The organism is Pseudomonas sp. TH43, assembly GCF_016650635.1.
GTDB lineage: Bacteria > Pseudomonadota > Gammaproteobacteria > Pseudomonadales > Pseudomonadaceae > Aquipseudomonas.
Genome location: NZ_JAEKFI010000001.1, coordinates 1513366 through 1530819 on the forward strand (window position 1 = coordinate 1513366; position 17454 = coordinate 1530819).

The 17454-nt window shown below is 59.5% G+C and carries 14 protein-coding genes and 1 pseudogene; 5 read left to right on the forward strand and 10 right to left on the reverse strand.

All coding sequences use genetic code 11. From position 1 onward, the window contains the following. Nucleotides 1-119: 119 nt before the first annotated feature. Nucleotides 120-1262, reverse strand: a complete 1143-nt coding sequence (gene pdxB, locus JFT81_RS06775; protein WP_201226617.1) for a 4-phosphoerythronate dehydrogenase PdxB — start codon at nucleotides 1260-1262, stop codon at nucleotides 120-122. Nucleotides 1263-1477: 215 nt separating this feature from the next. Here pdxB and JFT81_RS06780 point away from each other — a divergent pair, with 215 nt between their 5' ends. After that, entirely contained in the window at nucleotides 1478-2887 is a 1410-nt protein-coding gene (locus JFT81_RS06780; RefSeq protein WP_201226618.1) for an MATE family efflux transporter, read from the forward strand. A 136-nt stretch (nucleotides 2888-3023) separates the two neighbouring features. Here JFT81_RS06780 and tusA read toward each other — a convergent pair whose 3' ends face one another. Further along, a complete protein-coding gene (gene tusA, locus JFT81_RS06785; protein ID WP_201226619.1) occupies nucleotides 3024-3275 on the reverse strand; it encodes a sulfurtransferase TusA in 252 nt (83 codons plus the stop codon). 182 nt (nucleotides 3276-3457) lie between these two features. Then, entirely contained in the window at nucleotides 3458-4531 is a 1074-nt protein-coding gene (rlmM, locus tag JFT81_RS06790) for a 23S rRNA (cytidine(2498)-2'-O)-methyltransferase RlmM (protein ID WP_201226620.1), read from the reverse strand. Nucleotides 4532-4753: 222 nt separating this feature from the next. On the opposite strand from rlmM, the gene acnA reads away from it, so the two are divergent. Then, on the forward strand, nucleotides 4754-7495 hold the full coding sequence (acnA, locus tag JFT81_RS06795) for an aconitate hydratase AcnA (RefSeq protein WP_201226621.1): 2742 nt from the start codon (nucleotides 4754-4756) through the stop codon (nucleotides 7493-7495). 363 nt (nucleotides 7496-7858) lie between these two features. Here the strand turns inward: acnA and JFT81_RS06800 are convergent. After that, nucleotides 7859-8008: pseudogene (locus JFT81_RS06800) on the reverse strand (3'-kinase); the annotation flags it as partial. Nucleotides 8009-8092: 84 nt separating this feature from the next. Beyond that, nucleotides 8093-8581, reverse strand: coding sequence for an SRPBCC family protein (locus JFT81_RS06805; protein ID WP_201205004.1), 489 nt, complete (start codon nucleotides 8579-8581; stop codon nucleotides 8093-8095). A gap of 197 nt (nucleotides 8582-8778) precedes the next feature. Between JFT81_RS06805 and JFT81_RS06810 the strand changes: the two genes are divergently transcribed. Together JFT81_RS06810 and JFT81_RS06815 are read left to right on the forward strand one after the other, a co-directional pair. Beyond that, on the forward strand, nucleotides 8779-9699 hold the full coding sequence (locus JFT81_RS06810) for an ADP-ribosylglycohydrolase family protein (protein WP_201226622.1): 921 nt from the start codon (nucleotides 8779-8781) through the stop codon (nucleotides 9697-9699). A 55-nt stretch (nucleotides 9700-9754) separates the two neighbouring features. Further along, on the forward strand, nucleotides 9755-10159 hold the full coding sequence (locus JFT81_RS06815) for a lysozyme inhibitor LprI family protein (protein WP_201226623.1): 405 nt from the start codon (nucleotides 9755-9757) through the stop codon (nucleotides 10157-10159). A gap of 99 nt (nucleotides 10160-10258) precedes the next feature. Here JFT81_RS06815 and peaD read toward each other — a convergent pair whose 3' ends face one another. From peaD to JFT81_RS06840, 5 genes are all read right to left on the reverse strand, one after another. Continuing rightward, a complete protein-coding gene (peaD, locus tag JFT81_RS06820; RefSeq protein WP_201226624.1) occupies nucleotides 10259-11377 on the reverse strand; it encodes a quinohemoprotein amine dehydrogenase subunit beta in 1119 nt (372 codons plus the stop codon). A 40-nt stretch (nucleotides 11378-11417) separates the two neighbouring features. Then, entirely contained in the window at nucleotides 11418-11741 is a 324-nt protein-coding gene (gene qhpC / locus JFT81_RS06825; RefSeq protein WP_064117830.1) for a quinohemoprotein amine dehydrogenase subunit gamma, read from the reverse strand. A 1-nt stretch (nucleotide 11742) separates the two neighbouring features. Then, the gene (gene peaB, locus JFT81_RS06830; RefSeq protein ID WP_201226625.1) at nucleotides 11743-13173 is read right to left on the reverse strand and encodes a quinohemoprotein amine dehydrogenase maturation protein; all 1431 of its coding nucleotides are present in this window, start codon (nucleotides 13171-13173) and stop codon (nucleotides 11743-11745) included. A gap of 82 nt (nucleotides 13174-13255) precedes the next feature. Then, a complete protein-coding gene (gene peaA / locus JFT81_RS06835; RefSeq protein WP_201226626.1) occupies nucleotides 13256-14836 on the reverse strand; it encodes a quinohemoprotein amine dehydrogenase subunit alpha in 1581 nt (526 codons plus the stop codon). A gap of 467 nt (nucleotides 14837-15303) precedes the next feature. Next, the gene (locus JFT81_RS06840; protein ID WP_201226627.1) at nucleotides 15304-15504 is read right to left on the reverse strand and encodes a hypothetical protein; all 201 of its coding nucleotides are present in this window, start codon (nucleotides 15502-15504) and stop codon (nucleotides 15304-15306) included. 411 nt (nucleotides 15505-15915) lie between these two features. On the opposite strand from JFT81_RS06840, the gene JFT81_RS06845 reads away from it, so the two are divergent. Continuing rightward, nucleotides 15916-17406, forward strand: a complete 1491-nt coding sequence (locus JFT81_RS06845; RefSeq protein ID WP_201226628.1) for an aldehyde dehydrogenase family protein — start codon at nucleotides 15916-15918, stop codon at nucleotides 17404-17406. The last annotated feature ends 48 nt before the right edge of the window (nucleotides 17407-17454 follow it).

Genomic DNA, 17454 nt, shown 5'->3' on the forward strand with positions numbered 1-17454 from the left:
CGGGTTTTTTCTGCCTGCAGATCGGGGATTTGTGGTGTGGCTTTCGCGAGCAAGCTTTGCTCCTGCAGGGTCTCTGTACGCCGTGAGCTGACTTGCCAGCGATGAAGCCACCTCGGTCCCTAAACAGCCACCGCGCCGAGTGCTGTCACAATCTGCTGCAACGCCGGCGAATCGCCTTCGATCCGCACCTTCAGGCCTTCAATTTCGCGCCGAACCGGGTACTGCTTGCGCAGCACATCAAACGCCGCACGCTGTTCAGCGACATTGCCTACAAGGCTGCGGCGGAAATCCGCGTCATCGCGGCGCGGGTCGTACACGCCACGACACAACATCGCCAGCGCCCAGGCCGGATCGCTGTCGGCGTGCAGGGAAACTTCCGACAACCACGGCGCCGGCAGCAATTCACTGAGCTGGATGCTCGCCGGTTGGCCGATAAATTCGCAGTAAGCCTGATAGATCTGCGCCGTTCCACGCTGCTTGCCATCGAGGCTGTAACCGGCAATGTGCGGCGTGGCCAACACGCAAAGCTCGGCCAGCGCGACGTCAACCTCAGGCTCTGCCTCCCAGACATCGAGAACAGCCTGCAAGTCTTCACGTTCCAGCAGCACTTTGCGCAACGCGGCGTTATCGACCACAGGGCCACGAGCGGCATTGATCAGCCATGCACCGGGCTTGAGTTGTTGCAAACGCTGCTGATCAAACAGGTGCCAGGTCGCACCATCGCCACTGCGGGTCAACGGCGTGTGCAGACTGATCACATCACACTGCTCGATGATCTGTTCGAGGCTGACGTAGTCGCAGCCTTCAGTCGCCTGACGCGGCGGATCGCAGACTTTCACGTTCCAGCCCAGGCCTTTCAGGACCTTGATCAGCCGACCGCCGACCTCACCGGCACCCACAACGCCGTAGGTGCGTTGAGTCAGATCGACGCCTTCGATTTCGGCGAGGGTCATCAGACTGCCGAGTACGTAATCGACCACACCGCGGGCGTTGCAACCAGGTGCACTCGACCAGGTAATGCCGGCCTCATTGAAATAGTCGAGGTCCAGGTGATCGGTACCGATGGTGCAGGTCCCGACGAAACGAACCTTGCTGCCCTCAAGCAGCGCCCGGTTGATGTTGGTCACCGAACGCACAAGCAACACGTCCGCCTGCTCGACCGTCGCACGGTCGATGGAACGGCCCGGCACCCGGCGAATCTCGCCGAAACCGGCAAAAAAAGCATCGAGCAGCGGAATATTTTCGTCGGCAACAATCAGCATGGCAGGCTCCTTGGGCGGATCGGCAGTTTAGGTGCTGATGCACGGTTGGGCCAGCAAGGCTTTAAATCAACATTCAAAAGCGACACCGCGACAATCGTTGTCCTTTGACGGTTCGATTACCGATTACAAATCCGCAACAGGGATTTTTCCTGACCAAGGCGTCAGCGGCGTAGAATGCGGCGCCCTGCGCATCAACATCTGTGGACGCTCTGCCTGTGAATTCTGTTACTGACCAACCTCTCGCCGCCTCCCTCAGCCGCCCCGCGCGGATTCGCCTGGAGTTCAAGAACCTGCTGGGCCTGGCGCTGCCGATCATCATCGCGCAACTGGCGACCACGGCCATGGGCTTCGTCGATGCGGTGATGGCCGGGCGCGTCGGGCCCAAAGACTTGGCGGCAGTGGCATTGGGCAACTCGATCTGGGTGCCGGTGTTTCTGCTGATGACCGGTACCTTGCTGGCGACCACACCGAAAGTCGCCCAGCGATACGGCGCCGGTACGCACAGCGAAATCGGTCCGATTGTCCGTCAGGCCTTGTGGCTGGCCCTGGTCGTCGGACTGATCGCGACCGCCATGCTGGTCGCCGCCGAACCGGTGCTGCACTTGATGAAAGTCGATCCCGAGCTGATCGGCCCCTGCATGCAGTACCTGCACGGTATCGCCAGCGGCTTGCCGGCGGTGGCGTTTTATCACGTGCTGCGCTGCACCAGTGACGGCATCGGCCGTACCCGCCCGGCGATGGTCCTGGGTCTTTGCGGTCTGGCGCTGAACATTCCGCTGAACTACATCTTCATTTATGGTCACTTCGGCGTGCCGGCCATGGGCGGCGTCGGCTGCGGCTGGGCCACGGCGATCGTGATGTGGGTGATGGCGCTGGGTCTGGCCGGTTATGAGCGCTGGGCGCCGGCTTATCGTTCGAGCGAACTGTTCAGCCGTTTCGACTGGCCGCAATGGGCGGTGATCAAACGCCTGCTGTCGATTGGTCTGCCGATTGGCATCGCGGTGTTTGCCGAGTCGAGCATTTTCGCGGTGATCGCCCTGCTGATCGGCAGCCTCGGCGCGACGGTGGTGGCCGGCCATCAAATTGCGCTGAACGTCAGCTCGTTGGTGTTCATGATTCCTTACTCGCTGGGCATGGCGGTGACCGTGCGCGTTGGTCAGGCTCTGGGCCGCGAAGAGCCGCGTGAGGCGCGCTTTGCTGCGGGCGTCGGCATGGCTACCGCATTGGCCTACGCCTGCCTGTCGGCCAGCATGATGTTGCTGCTGCGCGAGCCGATTGCGGCGATCTACACCGCTGACCCGACCGTGATTCACATCGCGGCGATGCTCATCGTGTATTCGGCGCTGTTCCAGTTCTCCGATGCGATCCAGGTCACCGCTGCCGGCGCGCTGCGCGGTTATCAGGACACTCGCGTGACGATGATCCTGACCCTGTTCGCTTATTGGGGCATTGGCTTGCCGGTGGGTTACGCCCTCGGCCTGACCGACTGGCTTGGCGAACCACGCGGCCCGAGTGGTTTGTGGCAGGGCCTGATCGTCGGCCTGAGCTGCGCGGCGTTGATGCTATCGATCCGCCTGACTCGCAGCGCACGCAAGCGCATCCGGATCAGTCGCTCGATGGGCTAAAACCCTTACGCGGGACGAAAAAAGTGGGAGCGAGCCTGCTCGCGAATGCGGTGTGTCAGTCACCCTTATCAGTGACTGATGTAGCGTATTCGCGAGCAGGCTCGCTCCCACATTTGGTTTTACGTTTGCCTTGGGCTCAAGCCTGCTTTTTGCGGATCCAGTACAGATAAGTACCGGCCTCTTCGTGCTGGCCCACCAGTTCGTGGTCGAGAAACACACAGAACTTGGGAATGTCGCGACGGGTCGAGGGATCCGTGGCGATCACCTTAAGCAGGCCGCCGGGCACCAGATCACGGATGTGCTGGTGCAACATCATCACCGGCTCAGGGCAATTGAGGCCGGAGGCGTCGAGGGTGCCGTCGACCGGCGTGTCGATCATTTCACTCATGATTCACTCCTGAAACTGGCCGGCATTGTCGCGCATTGCCGGGTATTCGGTCATCTGTGGCTTTACATCATCTCCCCTGTGGGAGCGAGCCTGCTCGCGAAGGCGTCGTATCAGCCGACATCATTGCTGTAGCGGACAGCGCTTTCGCGAGCAGGCTCGCTCCCACAGGGTTTTTCAGTGTTTCAGCGGGATTTGGTTTTCTTGATGTCGTGTCGGCGCAGGTGGCAGGTGACTTCTTCGCGGTCGTGATACAGCTGCTTGCAGCCGATATCCACCTTGATTCCGCGCGCCTTGAAGCCGTCGGCAATGCGCTCAAGCAGGCGTTTCACTTCGGCATAACGCTGCTTCATTGGCAGTTTCAGGTTGACCACTGCCTCCCGGCAGTGCCCCTCGCCGATCCACTCTTCGAGCATCGCCGCGTTACGTGCGGGTTTCTCGACGATGTCGCAGACCATCCAGTCCACCGGCTGCTTGGGCTTGAAGGTAAAACCATCGGCCATCAAGTGTTGCACCAGGCCAGTGTCCATAAGGCTTTCGGCCATCGGGCCGTTGTCGATCGCGGTCACCAGCATGCCGCGATTGACCAGTTGCCAGGTCCAGCCACCCGGTGCGGCGCCGAGGTCAACGCCGGTCATGTCGCTGTGCAGGCGGTCTTCCCACTGATCACGCGGGATGAAGTGGTGCCAGGCCTCTTCCAGCTTCAAGGTCGAACGGCTTGGCGCCTCACGCGGGAACTTCAGGCGCGGAATGCCCATCGGCCACATTGCCGAGTTGCCGGCATCGGCCATACCGAGAAACACTTCGCGACCACTTTTGAAGGTCAGCAACAGACGTGGCTTGTCGGCGTCGTCGACCAGTTTGCCGGCGCCGGTCAGGGCCTTGCGCAGCGGGCCTTCGAATTTCTTGCAGAAGTTCGACAGTTCCTTGCCGTCGTTGGTGTCAACGACTTCCAGCCACAGACTGCCGCACAGCGGAAATTCGGCCATGTGCGCGAGGATCACGCTGATACGGTCGGTTTCCGGCAGATCGATAAACACTCCGCGCGCCCATTGGCGCGGGAAGATCAGCTCGGCGAAACGCTGACCGCGCATCAGGCGCTCGGCGCCATCTTCTTCGGTGCAGACAAACTCGGCGCAAGCGGTGGCTGCTTTGGCCTTGGCGTAGCCGGCCACGTTGAGTTGAGCGGCGAGGTCGGAAATCTCCGAACAGACTTCGCCTTCGAAACCTGGCCGGCAATGCATGAATAGGGTGTTCATTCTTACTCCTGGGCAGAGGGCGGACATTCGGCCCCTGCGCGATGCTCAAGCCTTGCGTTGCAGCAAAACCTGTCACGAAAACCGGCGCATGATAGCCGATGTCGGAACCTTGGACTTGCCCATAGAGTCCAGTTATTAGCCAGCTACCTAAAACAGGGCTAGGTTTAAAGCTCTATTCGTCCCCTCAATCCGTAGCCGTGCGGATTCAAAGGAGTGATCGTAATGCCGTCCCTCGATAGTCTGAAAACCCTTAAAACGCTAAAAATCGACGACAAGACCTACCACTATTTCAGCTTGCCGGATGCCGCGAAGTCCCTTGGCAACATCGACAAACTGCCAATGTCGCTGAAAGTTTTGCTGGAAAACCTGCTGCGCTGGGAAGATGAAAAAACTGTCACCGGCGCCGACCTCAGGGCCATTGCGGCCTGGCTCAAGGAGCATCGCTCCGATCGGGAAATCCAGTACCGCCCGGCCCGCGTCTTGATGCAAGACTTTACCGGCGTACCCGCCGTGGTCGACCTCGCCGCCATGCGCGCGGCCATGGCCAAGGCCGGCGGTGATCCACAGCGCATCAATCCACTGTCGCCGGTTGATCTGGTGATCGACCACTCGGTGATGGTCGACAAATTCGCCAGCCCGAGTGCGTTCGAGCAGAACGTTGACATCGAGATGCAGCGCAATGGCGAGCGTTACGCCTTTCTGCGCTGGGGCCAAAGTGCTTTCGACAACTTCAGCGTGGTGCCGCCGGGCACCGGCATCTGCCACCAGGTCAACCTCGAATACCTCGGCCGCACCGTGTGGACCAAGGAGGAAGACGGCCGCACTTATGCCTTCCCCGACACCCTCGTCGGCACCGACTCGCACACCACCATGATCAACGGCCTCGGCGTACTCGGCTGGGGCGTCGGCGGGATCGAGGCGGAAGCGGCGATGCTCGGGCAACCGGTGTCGATGCTGATTCCGGAAGTGATCGGCTTCAAGCTCACCGGCAAACTTAAAGAAGGCATTACCGCCACCGACCTGGTGCTGACGGTCACGCAAATGCTGCGCAAAAAAGGCGTGGTCGGTAAATTCGTCGAATTCTACGGTGACGGCCTTGCTGATCTGCCGCTGGCAGACCGCGCAACCATCGCCAACATGGCCCCGGAATACGGCGCGACGTGCGGTTTTTTCCCGGTCGACGACGTGACCCTGGAATACCTGCGCTTGTCCGGTCGGCCGGCGGAAGTGGTGAAACTGGTCGAGGCGTACACCAAGGCCCAGGGTCTGTGGCGTCTACCCGGTCAGGAACCGGTGTTCACCGATAGCCTGGCGCTGGACATGGGCAGCGTCGAAGCCAGTCTCGCCGGGCCGAAGCGTCCGCAGGATCGTGTCTCACTGCCAAATGTGCCGCAAGCTTTCAGCGACTTCATCGATCTGCAATTCAAACCGACCAGCAAGGAAGAAGGACGCCTTGAAAGTGAGGGCGGCGGTGGCGTCGCCGTGGGCAATGCCGATCTGGTCGGCGAAACCGATTACGAATACGAAGGCCACACTTATCGCCTGAAAAACGGCGCGGTGGTCATTGCAGCGATCACCTCGTGCACTAACACCTCCAACCCGAGCGTAATGATGGCCGCCGGGCTGCTGGCGAAAAAGGCTGTGGAAAAAGGCCTGACCCGCAAACCGTGGGTGAAGAGTTCGCTGGCGCCAGGCTCAAAAGTGGTCACCGATTACTACAAGGCTGCGGGGTTGACGCAATACCTCGACCAGCTCGGTTTTTCACTGGTGGGCTACGGCTGCACCACCTGTATCGGCAACTCCGGGCCGTTGCCGGAGCCGATCGAAAAAGCCATCCAGAAAGCCGACCTCACCGTCGCGTCGGTACTGTCCGGCAACCGCAACTTTGAAGGGCGTGTGCATCCGCTGGTGAAAACCAACTGGTTGGCCTCGCCACCGCTGGTGGTGGCTTATGCGCTAGCCGGTAGCGTGCGCACTGACATCAGCAGTGAACCGCTGGGTAATGATCAACAGGGCAATCCGGTGTACTTGCGCGACATCTGGCCGAGCAGCAAGGAAATCGCTGACGCCGTCAGCCAGGTCAGCACGGCGATGTTCCACAAGGAATATGCCGAAGTGTTTGCCGGTGATGAACAGTGGCAAGCCATCGAAGTGCCACAAGCGGCGACTTATGTGTGGCAAGACGATTCGACTTACATCCAGCATCCACCGTTTTTCGATGACATCTCCGGCCCGTTGACAGAGATAAAGGATGTCAAAGGTGCGCGGGTGCTGGCCCTGCTCGGCGACTCGGTGACCACCGACCACATCTCCCCTGCCGGCAACATCAAGGCTGACAGCCCGGCCGGGCATTATTTGCGCGAAAAAGGCGTGGAACCACGGGACTTCAACTCTTACGGCTCACGTCGCGGCAACCACGAAGTAATGATGCGCGGCACCTTTGCCAATATCCGTATTCGTAACGAAATGCTCGGTGGTGAAGAAGGTGGCAACACGATCTACATTCCGACCGGCGAGAAACTGGCGATCTACGACGCGGCCATGAAATATCAGGCCTCGGGCACGCCGCTGGTGGTGATTGCCGGGCAAGAATACGGCACCGGTTCCAGCCGCGACTGGGCGGCCAAGGGCACCAATCTGCTCGGTGTCAAAGCGGTGATCGCTGAGAGTTTCGAGCGGATCCACCGTTCCAACCTGGTGGGCATGGGCGTGTTGCCGTTGCAGTTCAAACTCGATCAGAACCGCAAGAGCCTCAACCTGACCGGCAAGGAAACCTTCGAGATTCAGGGGCTGACCGGGGTCGAGTTGACGCCGCGAATGAACCTGCCGCTGGTGATCACCCGTGAAGACGGACGTCAGGAGAAAATCGAGGTGTTGTGCCGGATCGATACGCTGAACGAGGTCGAGTACTTCAAGTCGGGCGGGATTCTGCATTATGTCCTGCGCCAGTTGATCGCCTCATAACGCCTGGATCCCCTGTGGTGAAGGGGATTTATCCCCGTTGGGCTGCGCAGCGACCCTGTTTTCCCCTTAAAGAACGGGCCTGCTGCGCAGGCCAACGGGGATAAATCCCCTCGCCACAAGTTCTTCCGTGGTTTTCCGGGGACGAAAAAAAACCCGCCGAAGCGGGTTTTTCCCAAGACCATTATCGACTCCCTGTCGGCAGCGATCCTTGCAATGGTCGATCATCCTTGATCCTGAAACACTCCCTGTGTCTCAGTTGATGTGTGTAGATTACCCACGGGATCCAATCGGTAATAGTCGACATAGCTACCATCGCGTGTAGGACATTCGCCATAGCAGCCCTTCCGAAAACCCCTAGGCATGTCAGGCATCGAGCATGGGCGCGGCGATTTTCGCGACTTTCAACTGCCCTGAGGCGTGCTCCAGCGCGTCATCCTCCAGGAACGACGCAGCGGACAGGCCGGCAAACGCCAACACCCATTGCAGCATCCTCCGGCGATCGAACCCGAACGCACCGGCAACAAACGGCTGCCGGGGGTAGTGATTGGCGCGCCGTCCGGGATGAGCGCCCCGCGTTTCAGTCACGGTTGGAAAATATCAGCCACCGTCACGCTCGCGAGCCTTGGCGCTTTCGGCAAGAAACTGTTCGAGCCGGCTCAACTGTTCCTCCCAACCACGACTGTCCATGTAATACGCCGCTTTCTGGCGGATGTCGGGGATATGCGCGAAGCCCGATTCAGAGACTTTGAGCAACGTGCCGCTGTCGTAATCCGTCAGTTCAAACCTGACCAGCGTCGTCGGCTCCTGGGAATAGTCGATCTTCGGATCGACCGCATATGGATGCCACCGAAACGAGAACAACTGCTGCGGCTCCACCCGCTCGATCAGCACATTCCACAACACGTGTTCATAACCGGGATACGTGACCTGCCCCTGCGTCCATTCACCGGCAATAAAGCGCCGCCCCTCCAGCGCCACACCAAACCACTGGCCAAACGCCTCGGCATCGACCAATGCGCGCCAGACATGTGAGCGCGGTGCCTTGAGCATGATTTTGCGTTCGAAACTATTGGGTACTGGTTTCATACGTCACCTCCTGTTTTGAACACTAGGCCTGTATGACCACATGTCCAATGTGAAGTTGTATCAAACCGGTGCAGCCATTCATCTGAAAGGAAACATCCGGCGGCATTTACCGAGCGCTGCCCCGGCAGTTTCAAGCGTCACCCAGGCAATGAAACTGTTACCTTTGCCCGCGAAATAGAATCAGACAAGGACGAATCATGCAGCCATCCCTTCCCGAACGTTATCGCGGTGCCCTGCTCGGTCTGGCTTGCGGCGACGCAGTGGGTACTACGGTTGAGTTCAAACCACGCGGTTCATTCCAACCGTTGACCGATATGGTCGGTGGTGGCCCTTTCCACCTGAAACCGGGGCAATGGACGGATGACACTTCCATGGCGCTGTGCCTGGCGGAAAGCCTGCTGACAAAAAACGCCTTCAACGCCGTTGATCAGATGGGGCGTTACCTGAACTGGTGGCAATGGGGTTATCTGAGCTCGACCGGCGAGTGTTTCGATATCGGCACGACGGTCAGTCAGGCATTGGCGAAGTACCAGCAGACCGCTGAACCCTTTGCCGGATCGACCGACCCGTATACCGCTGGCAACGGTTCGCTGATGCGCCTGGTTCCGGTGGTGTTGTTTTACTTTCCGGATGCCCGGCAGATCCGAAAGTTCGCCGCCGACAGCTCGCGAACAACCCACGCCGCCCCTGCCGCCATCGAGTGCTGCCAACTGTTCGCCGAGCTGATCGGCAAGGCTCTGCTGGGCGCTGCCAAAAGCGAACTGCGCACGCTGCCACCCGCCTCCTTCAGGCAACCGGAAGTCGCGGCGATTGCACGTGGTGATTACCTCGGAAAATCGATCCGCGAAATCCGTGGCAGCGGTTACAGCGTTGAATCCCTGGAAGCCGCGCTATGGTGTTTCCATCACACTGACAGCTTCGCCGCAGCGATTCTGCAGGCCGCCAACCTCGGAGATGATGCCGATACCACGGCCGCCATCGTCGGCCAGTTGGCCGGTGCCTATTACGGCGTACGGGCGATTCCCGCCAACTGGCTGGAAATGCTCCATGAAGGCGAAGAAATTGCAGCGACCGCAGATCGTCTTCTGACAGCCTCCAGACTGCGAGTACCTGAATAGAGGCGACACAAGCGCTACACTGCTTGGCACCTACATTCGACACAGAGAGATGCCCATGTCCCCGCGCCTGCTGCTGGCCCTGACACCCTTTCTATTCGCCTCCTTCGCCCACGCCGCCGTCGACTGTGCCAACGCCAGCGACCAAGCGACGATGAACCAGTGCGCCGGGCAGGATTACAAAGCCGCCGACAACGAGTTGAACTCGGTGTATCAGCAGATCACCGGGCGGTTGAAGGACAACCCGGACGCCAAGAAGCTGCTGGTCAGTGCGCAGCGGGCGTGGGTCGGGTTTCGCGATGCCGAGTGCAAGTTTTCGGCGTCCGGGGTCACGGGCGGGAGTGTTTATCCGTTGATTTACGCCAATTGCCTGACGGGGGTGACCAAAGTGCGGGTCGAGGCGCTGAAAGAGTATTTGAAGTGTGAGGAAGGTGACATGAGTTGCCCGGTACCCGGAGCCTGATTTTTCGGCGGTTTTGAGGGGCCTCTTCGCGAGTAAGCTCGGCTCCTTCTTTGTAGGAGCCGAGCTCGCTCGCGAAGGCGTCAGAACAGCCGCCGCAAATTACCGGACAAAAATCTGCGCCGTGGTAATCGCCATATCCCCCCCAGGCAACTTGATACTGCCGGTCTGCTTCATCGTCTCGGCATCAAAAATCGCCACGTCATTAAACGTCCCGGCCAGGTAGATCTTGCTGCCGTCCTTGTTGAACGAAATGCAATAGTAGGAATGCTCCAGCGTCGCCGCCTGAATCAGCTTCTTCTGCTTGATGTCGTACTTGGCCAGGCGGTTGAGTACCCCGAACATCAGGTTCGGATCCTTCGGCGAACGCATGCCGCTGAAGTAGATTTCGGTCAACGGGCCGAAGTCAGTGGTTTCGGTCTTGCCGGTTTTCAGGTCGATACTGAACAGGCCATACAGATACTCGGCGGTCGCCGGGTCCTGCTGCTTGTCCTTGAATTTCGCTGCGGTGTAGAGCAGTGAAAAATCATGGCGGTAAGTCTGCTGGTTCCACACATACAGCACGTCTGGCGCGCTGTAGTTCGCCCGTTTCCAGTGGCGGCTGGGGATCAGCACGTCGAACTTGCCACTCTTCACATCAACTTTGTAGACGTCGGCGCCCGCGACGTAGAGCGTGCCGTCATCGCCGCTTTGCATGATGGTCAATTGCCGTGGCGCCGGAAAACTGCGCACGGGTTTGGCGTTCATGCCGGCATCGGTGGCGTAGACATCCAGGCGCGGCTGTTTCACCTCGTAACGGTCATTAAGCATCTGCGTCGGGTTGGCAATGGTGTACAGCTCTTTGCCGTCATGGCTGACGGTGAAGGCAAACATCGAGCGCGCCTTCTCGCCGGGTTGCTGGGTGATGCTGGCGTGGAACACTTGTTTGCAGCTATCGAGTTCGACCCCATAAACGTCGGCGTAATGATTGTTCAGCACATACGCGGTCTTGCGATCCGGTGACAATTGCACGGTGCCGGGGCCGAAGGCGTCGGGCATCTTGCAGGTCTTGTACAGGCTGTCGGTGGCCAGATCGAGGACGTGCAGGTTGTTCGGGTAATTGGTGGTCACCATGTACTCGTGACCGTCTTTCAGCGCGGTGTTTTCATCGGCCAGAACCGAGAGCGAACAGGCGCTCAGAACCGCGATTGCGGCCAGGCCGCAGGCTTTGATGCTGTGCATGCTGGAATCCTTTTTCTTGTACGCGGTTTTCTTAAAGGCATCATTTGTCTTTCGGGAAGACCGTGCCCAGGTTGCGCCAGTTGTCGTTGGACGCTTGGGCATCCTTGTTCCAGTCCGGGTAGGTGCTCATCATGTCCGGCACCTGCGCCGGCCACCAGCACGGGTCGGAGCAGCCGTAGAGGTCAGCTTCCATCGGCTGGCACAACGACGACACGCCGCCGAACGCATCGATTTCCCAGCCCGGGTCGGTGGTCGAGGCGCAGCCCGCCACCGAACTCATCGCCACCACTTCTTCGATGCGGTTTTCCTCCGCGGCCTGATCGAGCTTCAACGCTTTGTTATTGATTGCCTTGAGATGTTTCATATCAGTGAGCCTTGCGCGGAGTGATGTAGCTGCTGATAAACGCAGGGTTATTGGCCATGATCCGGGTGTAGACCTCGATGCCGAAGTCGACCCAGTCACGCATCAGTTCGCAGTAGTGATAGGTCGGGTGGGTCGGGTCGCCGTAGCGCGCGTAGCTCTCGTGGTAGCAGCCACCGGAGCACAGGTTGCGGATCTGACAATCCTCACAACCGGTGTTGGTGCGATCCAGACGCTGCGACAGAAAGTCGTTCAATTCGACTTGCTTCACACCGCTGTGGACGTTACCGAAGGTCGGCAACGTTGAGCCGGTGAAGCGGTGGCACAGGTTGAGTTCGCCCTTGTGATCGACCGCCAGCATCTTCAACCCGGCGCCACACGGCAGGGCTTTTTTATGGCCCTCGTGGATGTCGGTGATCAACTGGTGCAGGTTGGAGAAACCGATGTTGCGGTGCTCCAGCGCCGCTTCCAGATAACGTCGACCGAGGCGCTTCATGCTGGCAAAGACTTCGATCAGTTCCTCACTGCTGAGGTTGAAACTGCTGATATCGCCTGACGTTACCGGGGCAAAACCGACCTCGGCAAAACCCAGTTCATTGAACAGGTGATCCCAGATGGTTTCGACGTCGGTGACGCCGGTGGTCAGGGTCACGCGCGCACCGACCGGGCGGCTGTTGTAGCGCGACAGCAGCATCTCGGCCTTGCGCCGCACCACGTCATACGTGCCCTGCCCACCCACGGTGATGCGGTTGCGGTCGTGCACGGTTTTCGGCCCGTCGATACTCACCGACAGCCCGAAGCGGTGAGCATTCAGGTAGTCGACGGTGTCTTCGGTCAGCAACGTGGCATTGGTGGTCATCACGAATTCGACGAACTTGCCGGCCTCGGCAAATCGCTTTTCGCAGTAATCGACCATGTACTCGATCAGCTTGCGGTTACTCAGCGGCTCGCCGCCGAAAAACACCACGGTGAAACGCTCTTCATCCGGCGATTCACGCAGGAGCATTTCCACTGACGCAATCGCGGTTTCGACGTCCATCTTCTTGCCGGCGGATGGCTTGTCGAGATCTTCCTTGTAGCAATATGTGCAGCTCAGGTTGCAGCCGGTGTTGACGTTGAGCACCACGGTGTTGATCGCGGTGCGTTCGACGCGTTTGACCGCGATGTCCGGGGTCAGCGGCGAACCGTCGCTGACCAGTTCCAGCGAGATCAACTCGCGCAGGGTTTCGTTGATTTCTTCGCCGTTGAAGCGTGCCGCAAGGCGTTCGATCAGGTCTTCCGAGGAGCAGCCGGGGCCGCGCAACGTATCGATGATGGTGCCGGTCAGCTCGTCGCTGGCGAACAGCGAACTGCTCGGGATATGAAACAGCATGCGGTCGGCATCGACGTGCACTTCGTGCAGATTGCGTTCGACCAGATTCAAGATAGCGCCCATTGCAAACCTCCTGTGCAGGCCCCGCTTGGCGGGGCTTGCGGTCATTCCGAAAAGTGTCTGAAGCGATGCAGCTCAGGACAACTCAAGGAATGGGTGGATTGTTCCAGCGTTGCACGGTGACGATCAGGTGGCCCTCACCGGTCAGGGCTTGCCCTGCGTCGTCGACGGCGGCGATCACCTTGAGATTGCCGGCATTGTTAGTGGACATCTTGCGCGTCGGATTCGGCCCGGCATCGCCCGGCGTGAACACGCCCGCGTCGGTCTGCATGGTGCCGGCGAACTTGACGTCCTCGTCCTCTTTGGCGCGGTCGTCGAAGGCTTCGACCTTCCACTGCGCCGGGAACACACCGATGCGATACGGCTTGCCGTCGGCGCCCTTGCCCCAAGCTACGGCGTCGAAACGTCCCTGCACCTTCGGCGTCGAACCACCGCCCTCGCCAATCCGCGCGACCGAAAATTCCGGCACCACTTTCACCGCGGCAATCTTGCTATACACCGACAGGCTCGGACCTTTCAGCGCGCCCACGCTGACGGCGCGCAGCCCCGGCTGGGCATTGGCGGTGGCTTTGACTTTGACCTTGATGCGCTCGGCGTTCTGTTCGATCACTTCGACGATTTCCACACCTTTGCCGAAGTTCGGCTTACCGCTGAGCCCGCTGCCGATCAGGGTGATTTCGGTCTCACTGCCGGCCTTCACATAACCCGGCTGCACCGCGAGCAAACGCTGCGAGCCTTGCCTGGCAGCGACGAAATCAAGACCCCGCTCATCGTGTTCAGCGTCGAACATGCGTCCCTGCATAGCGTTGCCTTGCGCAGCGAACACCTGGCGCATCGTCACGCCATCAACATTGACGTTGCCGCGCCATTCGTAGCCGCTGTAGAGGATCGCGCTGCCGTTGCCATTGAATGCACTGCCGTCGGCGTACTGGCCTTTGACGCTGACCTTGAAGGTGTCGTTGCCGTCGGCGCTCACGCTCATCACGCCAGCAAGTTCACCTTTGCCTGGGAGGTGGCCGCTGAAGCTCCAGTCACCGACCAGCGCTTCAGCTTTCGGCGCGGTTTTCAGCCATTGCTGCCACGCCGGGTTGTCTAGCGGATAGCGCTTGGCCAGCAGCGGCACCATGTCTTTGCGAGCGATATCAAACCAATCACGATCGCGCGCCAGCGCCTGATACTCCAGCGACGGCCATTGGCCGAGGTGGAAGTTGACCAAACGCTCCCATTCCTGCGCCGGACGCCGCTGTAGCGCCACCCGCGCACCGGAGTGGCAGCGGCCGCACATCTGGCTGGTTTTCTCGTCGAACTGCTCGACCGTGTTCAGCCGCCGTTCGAGCGCATAGCGCACGCCATCGGTTTCACTTGGCGCCAGGCCTTGGGTGTCCGCCAGGTACTTGACCAAAGTACGGCGGTCGTCATCGCTGATCTGCAGACCGTGCATGGTCTGCATCCGCGCAATGCTCATCAGCCAGCCTTCCGGAGTCTTGCGCTGGTGGCTGATGCGGCTCAAGGCGTTATCGGCTTCAGGGGTGTGACAGCCCTGACAGGTTTCCTTGAGGATGGTCTGGGCATCGCGGGCTGCCAGGCTGTAAGGCGAATGCAGGGCCACGCAAGCGGCCACGGCCAGCAGGCTGGCGCTCATGCCTGATCGGAGTCTTCTCTTCATCAACGTCGAACCTCGCACGGTGCTTTCTTATTGTTGTCGCTTATCGTTTTTATGGTTTCTGCCGTCGGCGGCGGGCCGCGAACGGAGGCAAGAGAAACGTCTGCGATGAGCAATACACGGAGCGTGCCAGCTTGCGGATAAGCTTTTCAATCAAGCATTTACGTGAAGAGCACTGAGTTTCAGAGACAGCGGAGGTCGACCGGCGTCCAATTTCGCGACACCTGTTGCAGAGTGAGACAAGCATAGTTGTTGCGCAGTGGGGATGGTGAGTCAGCGAACAGAGTTGTCCGGGTGAACCTGATATCGCCCGCAAGATTCGCAGCACATCGGGCACGTCCCTCGAGGGCGCTCTTTGGCTGCTGACTCCCTGGACTTACGCTTGATGGCTTCGACCCGGTTCCCCCACCAAAGCGCAAACGCGGCAAGCAAAATCATGCTGAGCGACCACAGGGTAATGATCAGTATGATCATGATTTATCCTCCAGCAGAGCCATGCCAAAAGAAGCAAAAAGTATGAAAAAACTGCTGACAGCCATCGCTGCACTTGTTCGGATCGTATGAGCATCGCTCCACTGGCCAATTACCAGCGAAGCAGCCCCCGTCACCATGAATCCAGTACCAATGCCCATCATGAAATTGCTTGTCCATCGAATGCTGTTGTTGTTCATCGACATCCTTGTGAAGAATTGAATCTGCCGATTCCATGGCAGGAAAACTGAAAAACGGCTGCGATAAATCCATCAGCCCTCGGTGCCGAATGACTGCGCATCAACCCTCGATACGCCGCTGGATAACGAACTTAGCCCGAACCCTTTGAATACACCAGACACCCTAAACCGGCAGATCAGCGACCCTTCCTACAGCAGTTCGGCCACTGTTTGTCCGGAGCCTGCCGGGCCTGGTCCGATCCGTATCTTGCATCTCATGGCCTGTCGCTTTTTGAGACAAATTCACCACTTCGCTCGCTCTGTCATTCACCGCACATGCCCAACTTCAAAGGCTTGCGTGACGCGTTGGCGGATTTGGCACAGCCATTGCGAAAGCCCTCTTTACGACAACGAACAACAAGAGGCTTCGCCATGTCCCTCCCGTATCTGCTTCCTGCCACCTCGGCTTTCATCCAGCGCCCGCCGCGCATGTTGATCGGCGGCGATTGGGTCGAGGCCGCCGACGGCCAGACCATGCCGTTGCACAACCCCGCCACCGGTGAAGTGTTGTGCGTGGTACCGCGGGCCACGCCGGATGACGTCGACCGTGCCGTACTCGCCGCACGTCAGGCGTTCGACGATTCCGCTTGGAGTCGCACACGTCCGCGTGAGCGGCAGAACCTGTTATGGAAACTCGCCGAGCTGATGCAGCGCGATGCCGAACAACTGGCACAGCTGGAATGCCTGAACAACGGCAAAAGTGCTGCGGTGGCACAGGTGATGGACGTGCAATTGGCCATCGACTTTCTGCGTTACATGGCTGGCTGGGCGACCAAGATCGAGGGCTCCAGCGTCGAGGTGTCACTGCCGTTGATGCCGGGGGATGAGTTTCACAGTTTCATCCGCCGTGAGGCAGTCGGTGTGGTCGGCGCCATCGTCGCCTGGAACTTCCCGTTGCTATTGGCGTGCTGGAAACTCGGCCCGGCGCTGGCCACCGGTTGCACGGTAGTCCTCAAACCCGCCGATGAAACACCACTGACCGCACTGAGACTCGCGGAGCTGGTGCTGGAGGCAGGTTATCCGGAAGGCGTGTTCAACGTGGTCACTGGCACGGGAATCACCGCCGGTTCGGCGCTGACGCATAACCCATTGGTCGACAAGCTGACCTTCACCGGCTCCACGGCCGTCGGCAAACAAATCGGCAAGATCGCCATGGACTCGATGACCCGCGTGACCCTGGAGCTGGGCGGCAAATCGCCGACCATTGTCATGGCCGACGCCGATCTGAAAACCGCGGCGGCCGGCGCGGCCAGTGCGATCTTCTTCAATCAGGGCCAGGTCTGCTGCGCAGGCTCCAGGCTGTATGTGCAGCGCAAACACTTCGATAACGTCGTCGCCGATATCAGCGACATCGCCAACGCCATGAAACTGGGTAACGGTCTTGATCCGAGCGTGGACATGGGCCCGCTGATCTCCGCGCGCCAGCAGGAGCGTGTGTACAACTACATCGAAATGGGCCGCGAAAGTGGCGCGACCATTGCCTGTGGCGGCGAGCAGTTCGGGCCGGGGTTTTTCGTCAAACCGACAGTGATTGTCGATGTCGATCAGAAGCACTCGTTGGTCCAGGAAGAGATTTTCGGCCCGGTGCTGGTGGCGATTCCATTCGATAATGAAGCCGATGCGTTGCGCATGGCCAATGACAGCCCGTATGGCTTGGGCGCGAGCATCTGGTCGAATGATCTGGCGGCGGTGCACCGGATGATCCCGCGCATCAAGTCAGGATCGGTGTGGGTCAACTGCCACAGTGCGCTGGATCCGGCGCTGCCATTTGGCGGGTACAAGATGTCCGGGGTCGGGCGCGAGATGGGCTATGCGGCGATCGAGCATTACACTGAATTGAAGTCGGTGTTGATCAAGTTGTGATTGCCTCACCCTCAAGTCCGCTTTCGTAAGCAAGCTCGGCGCCTACAG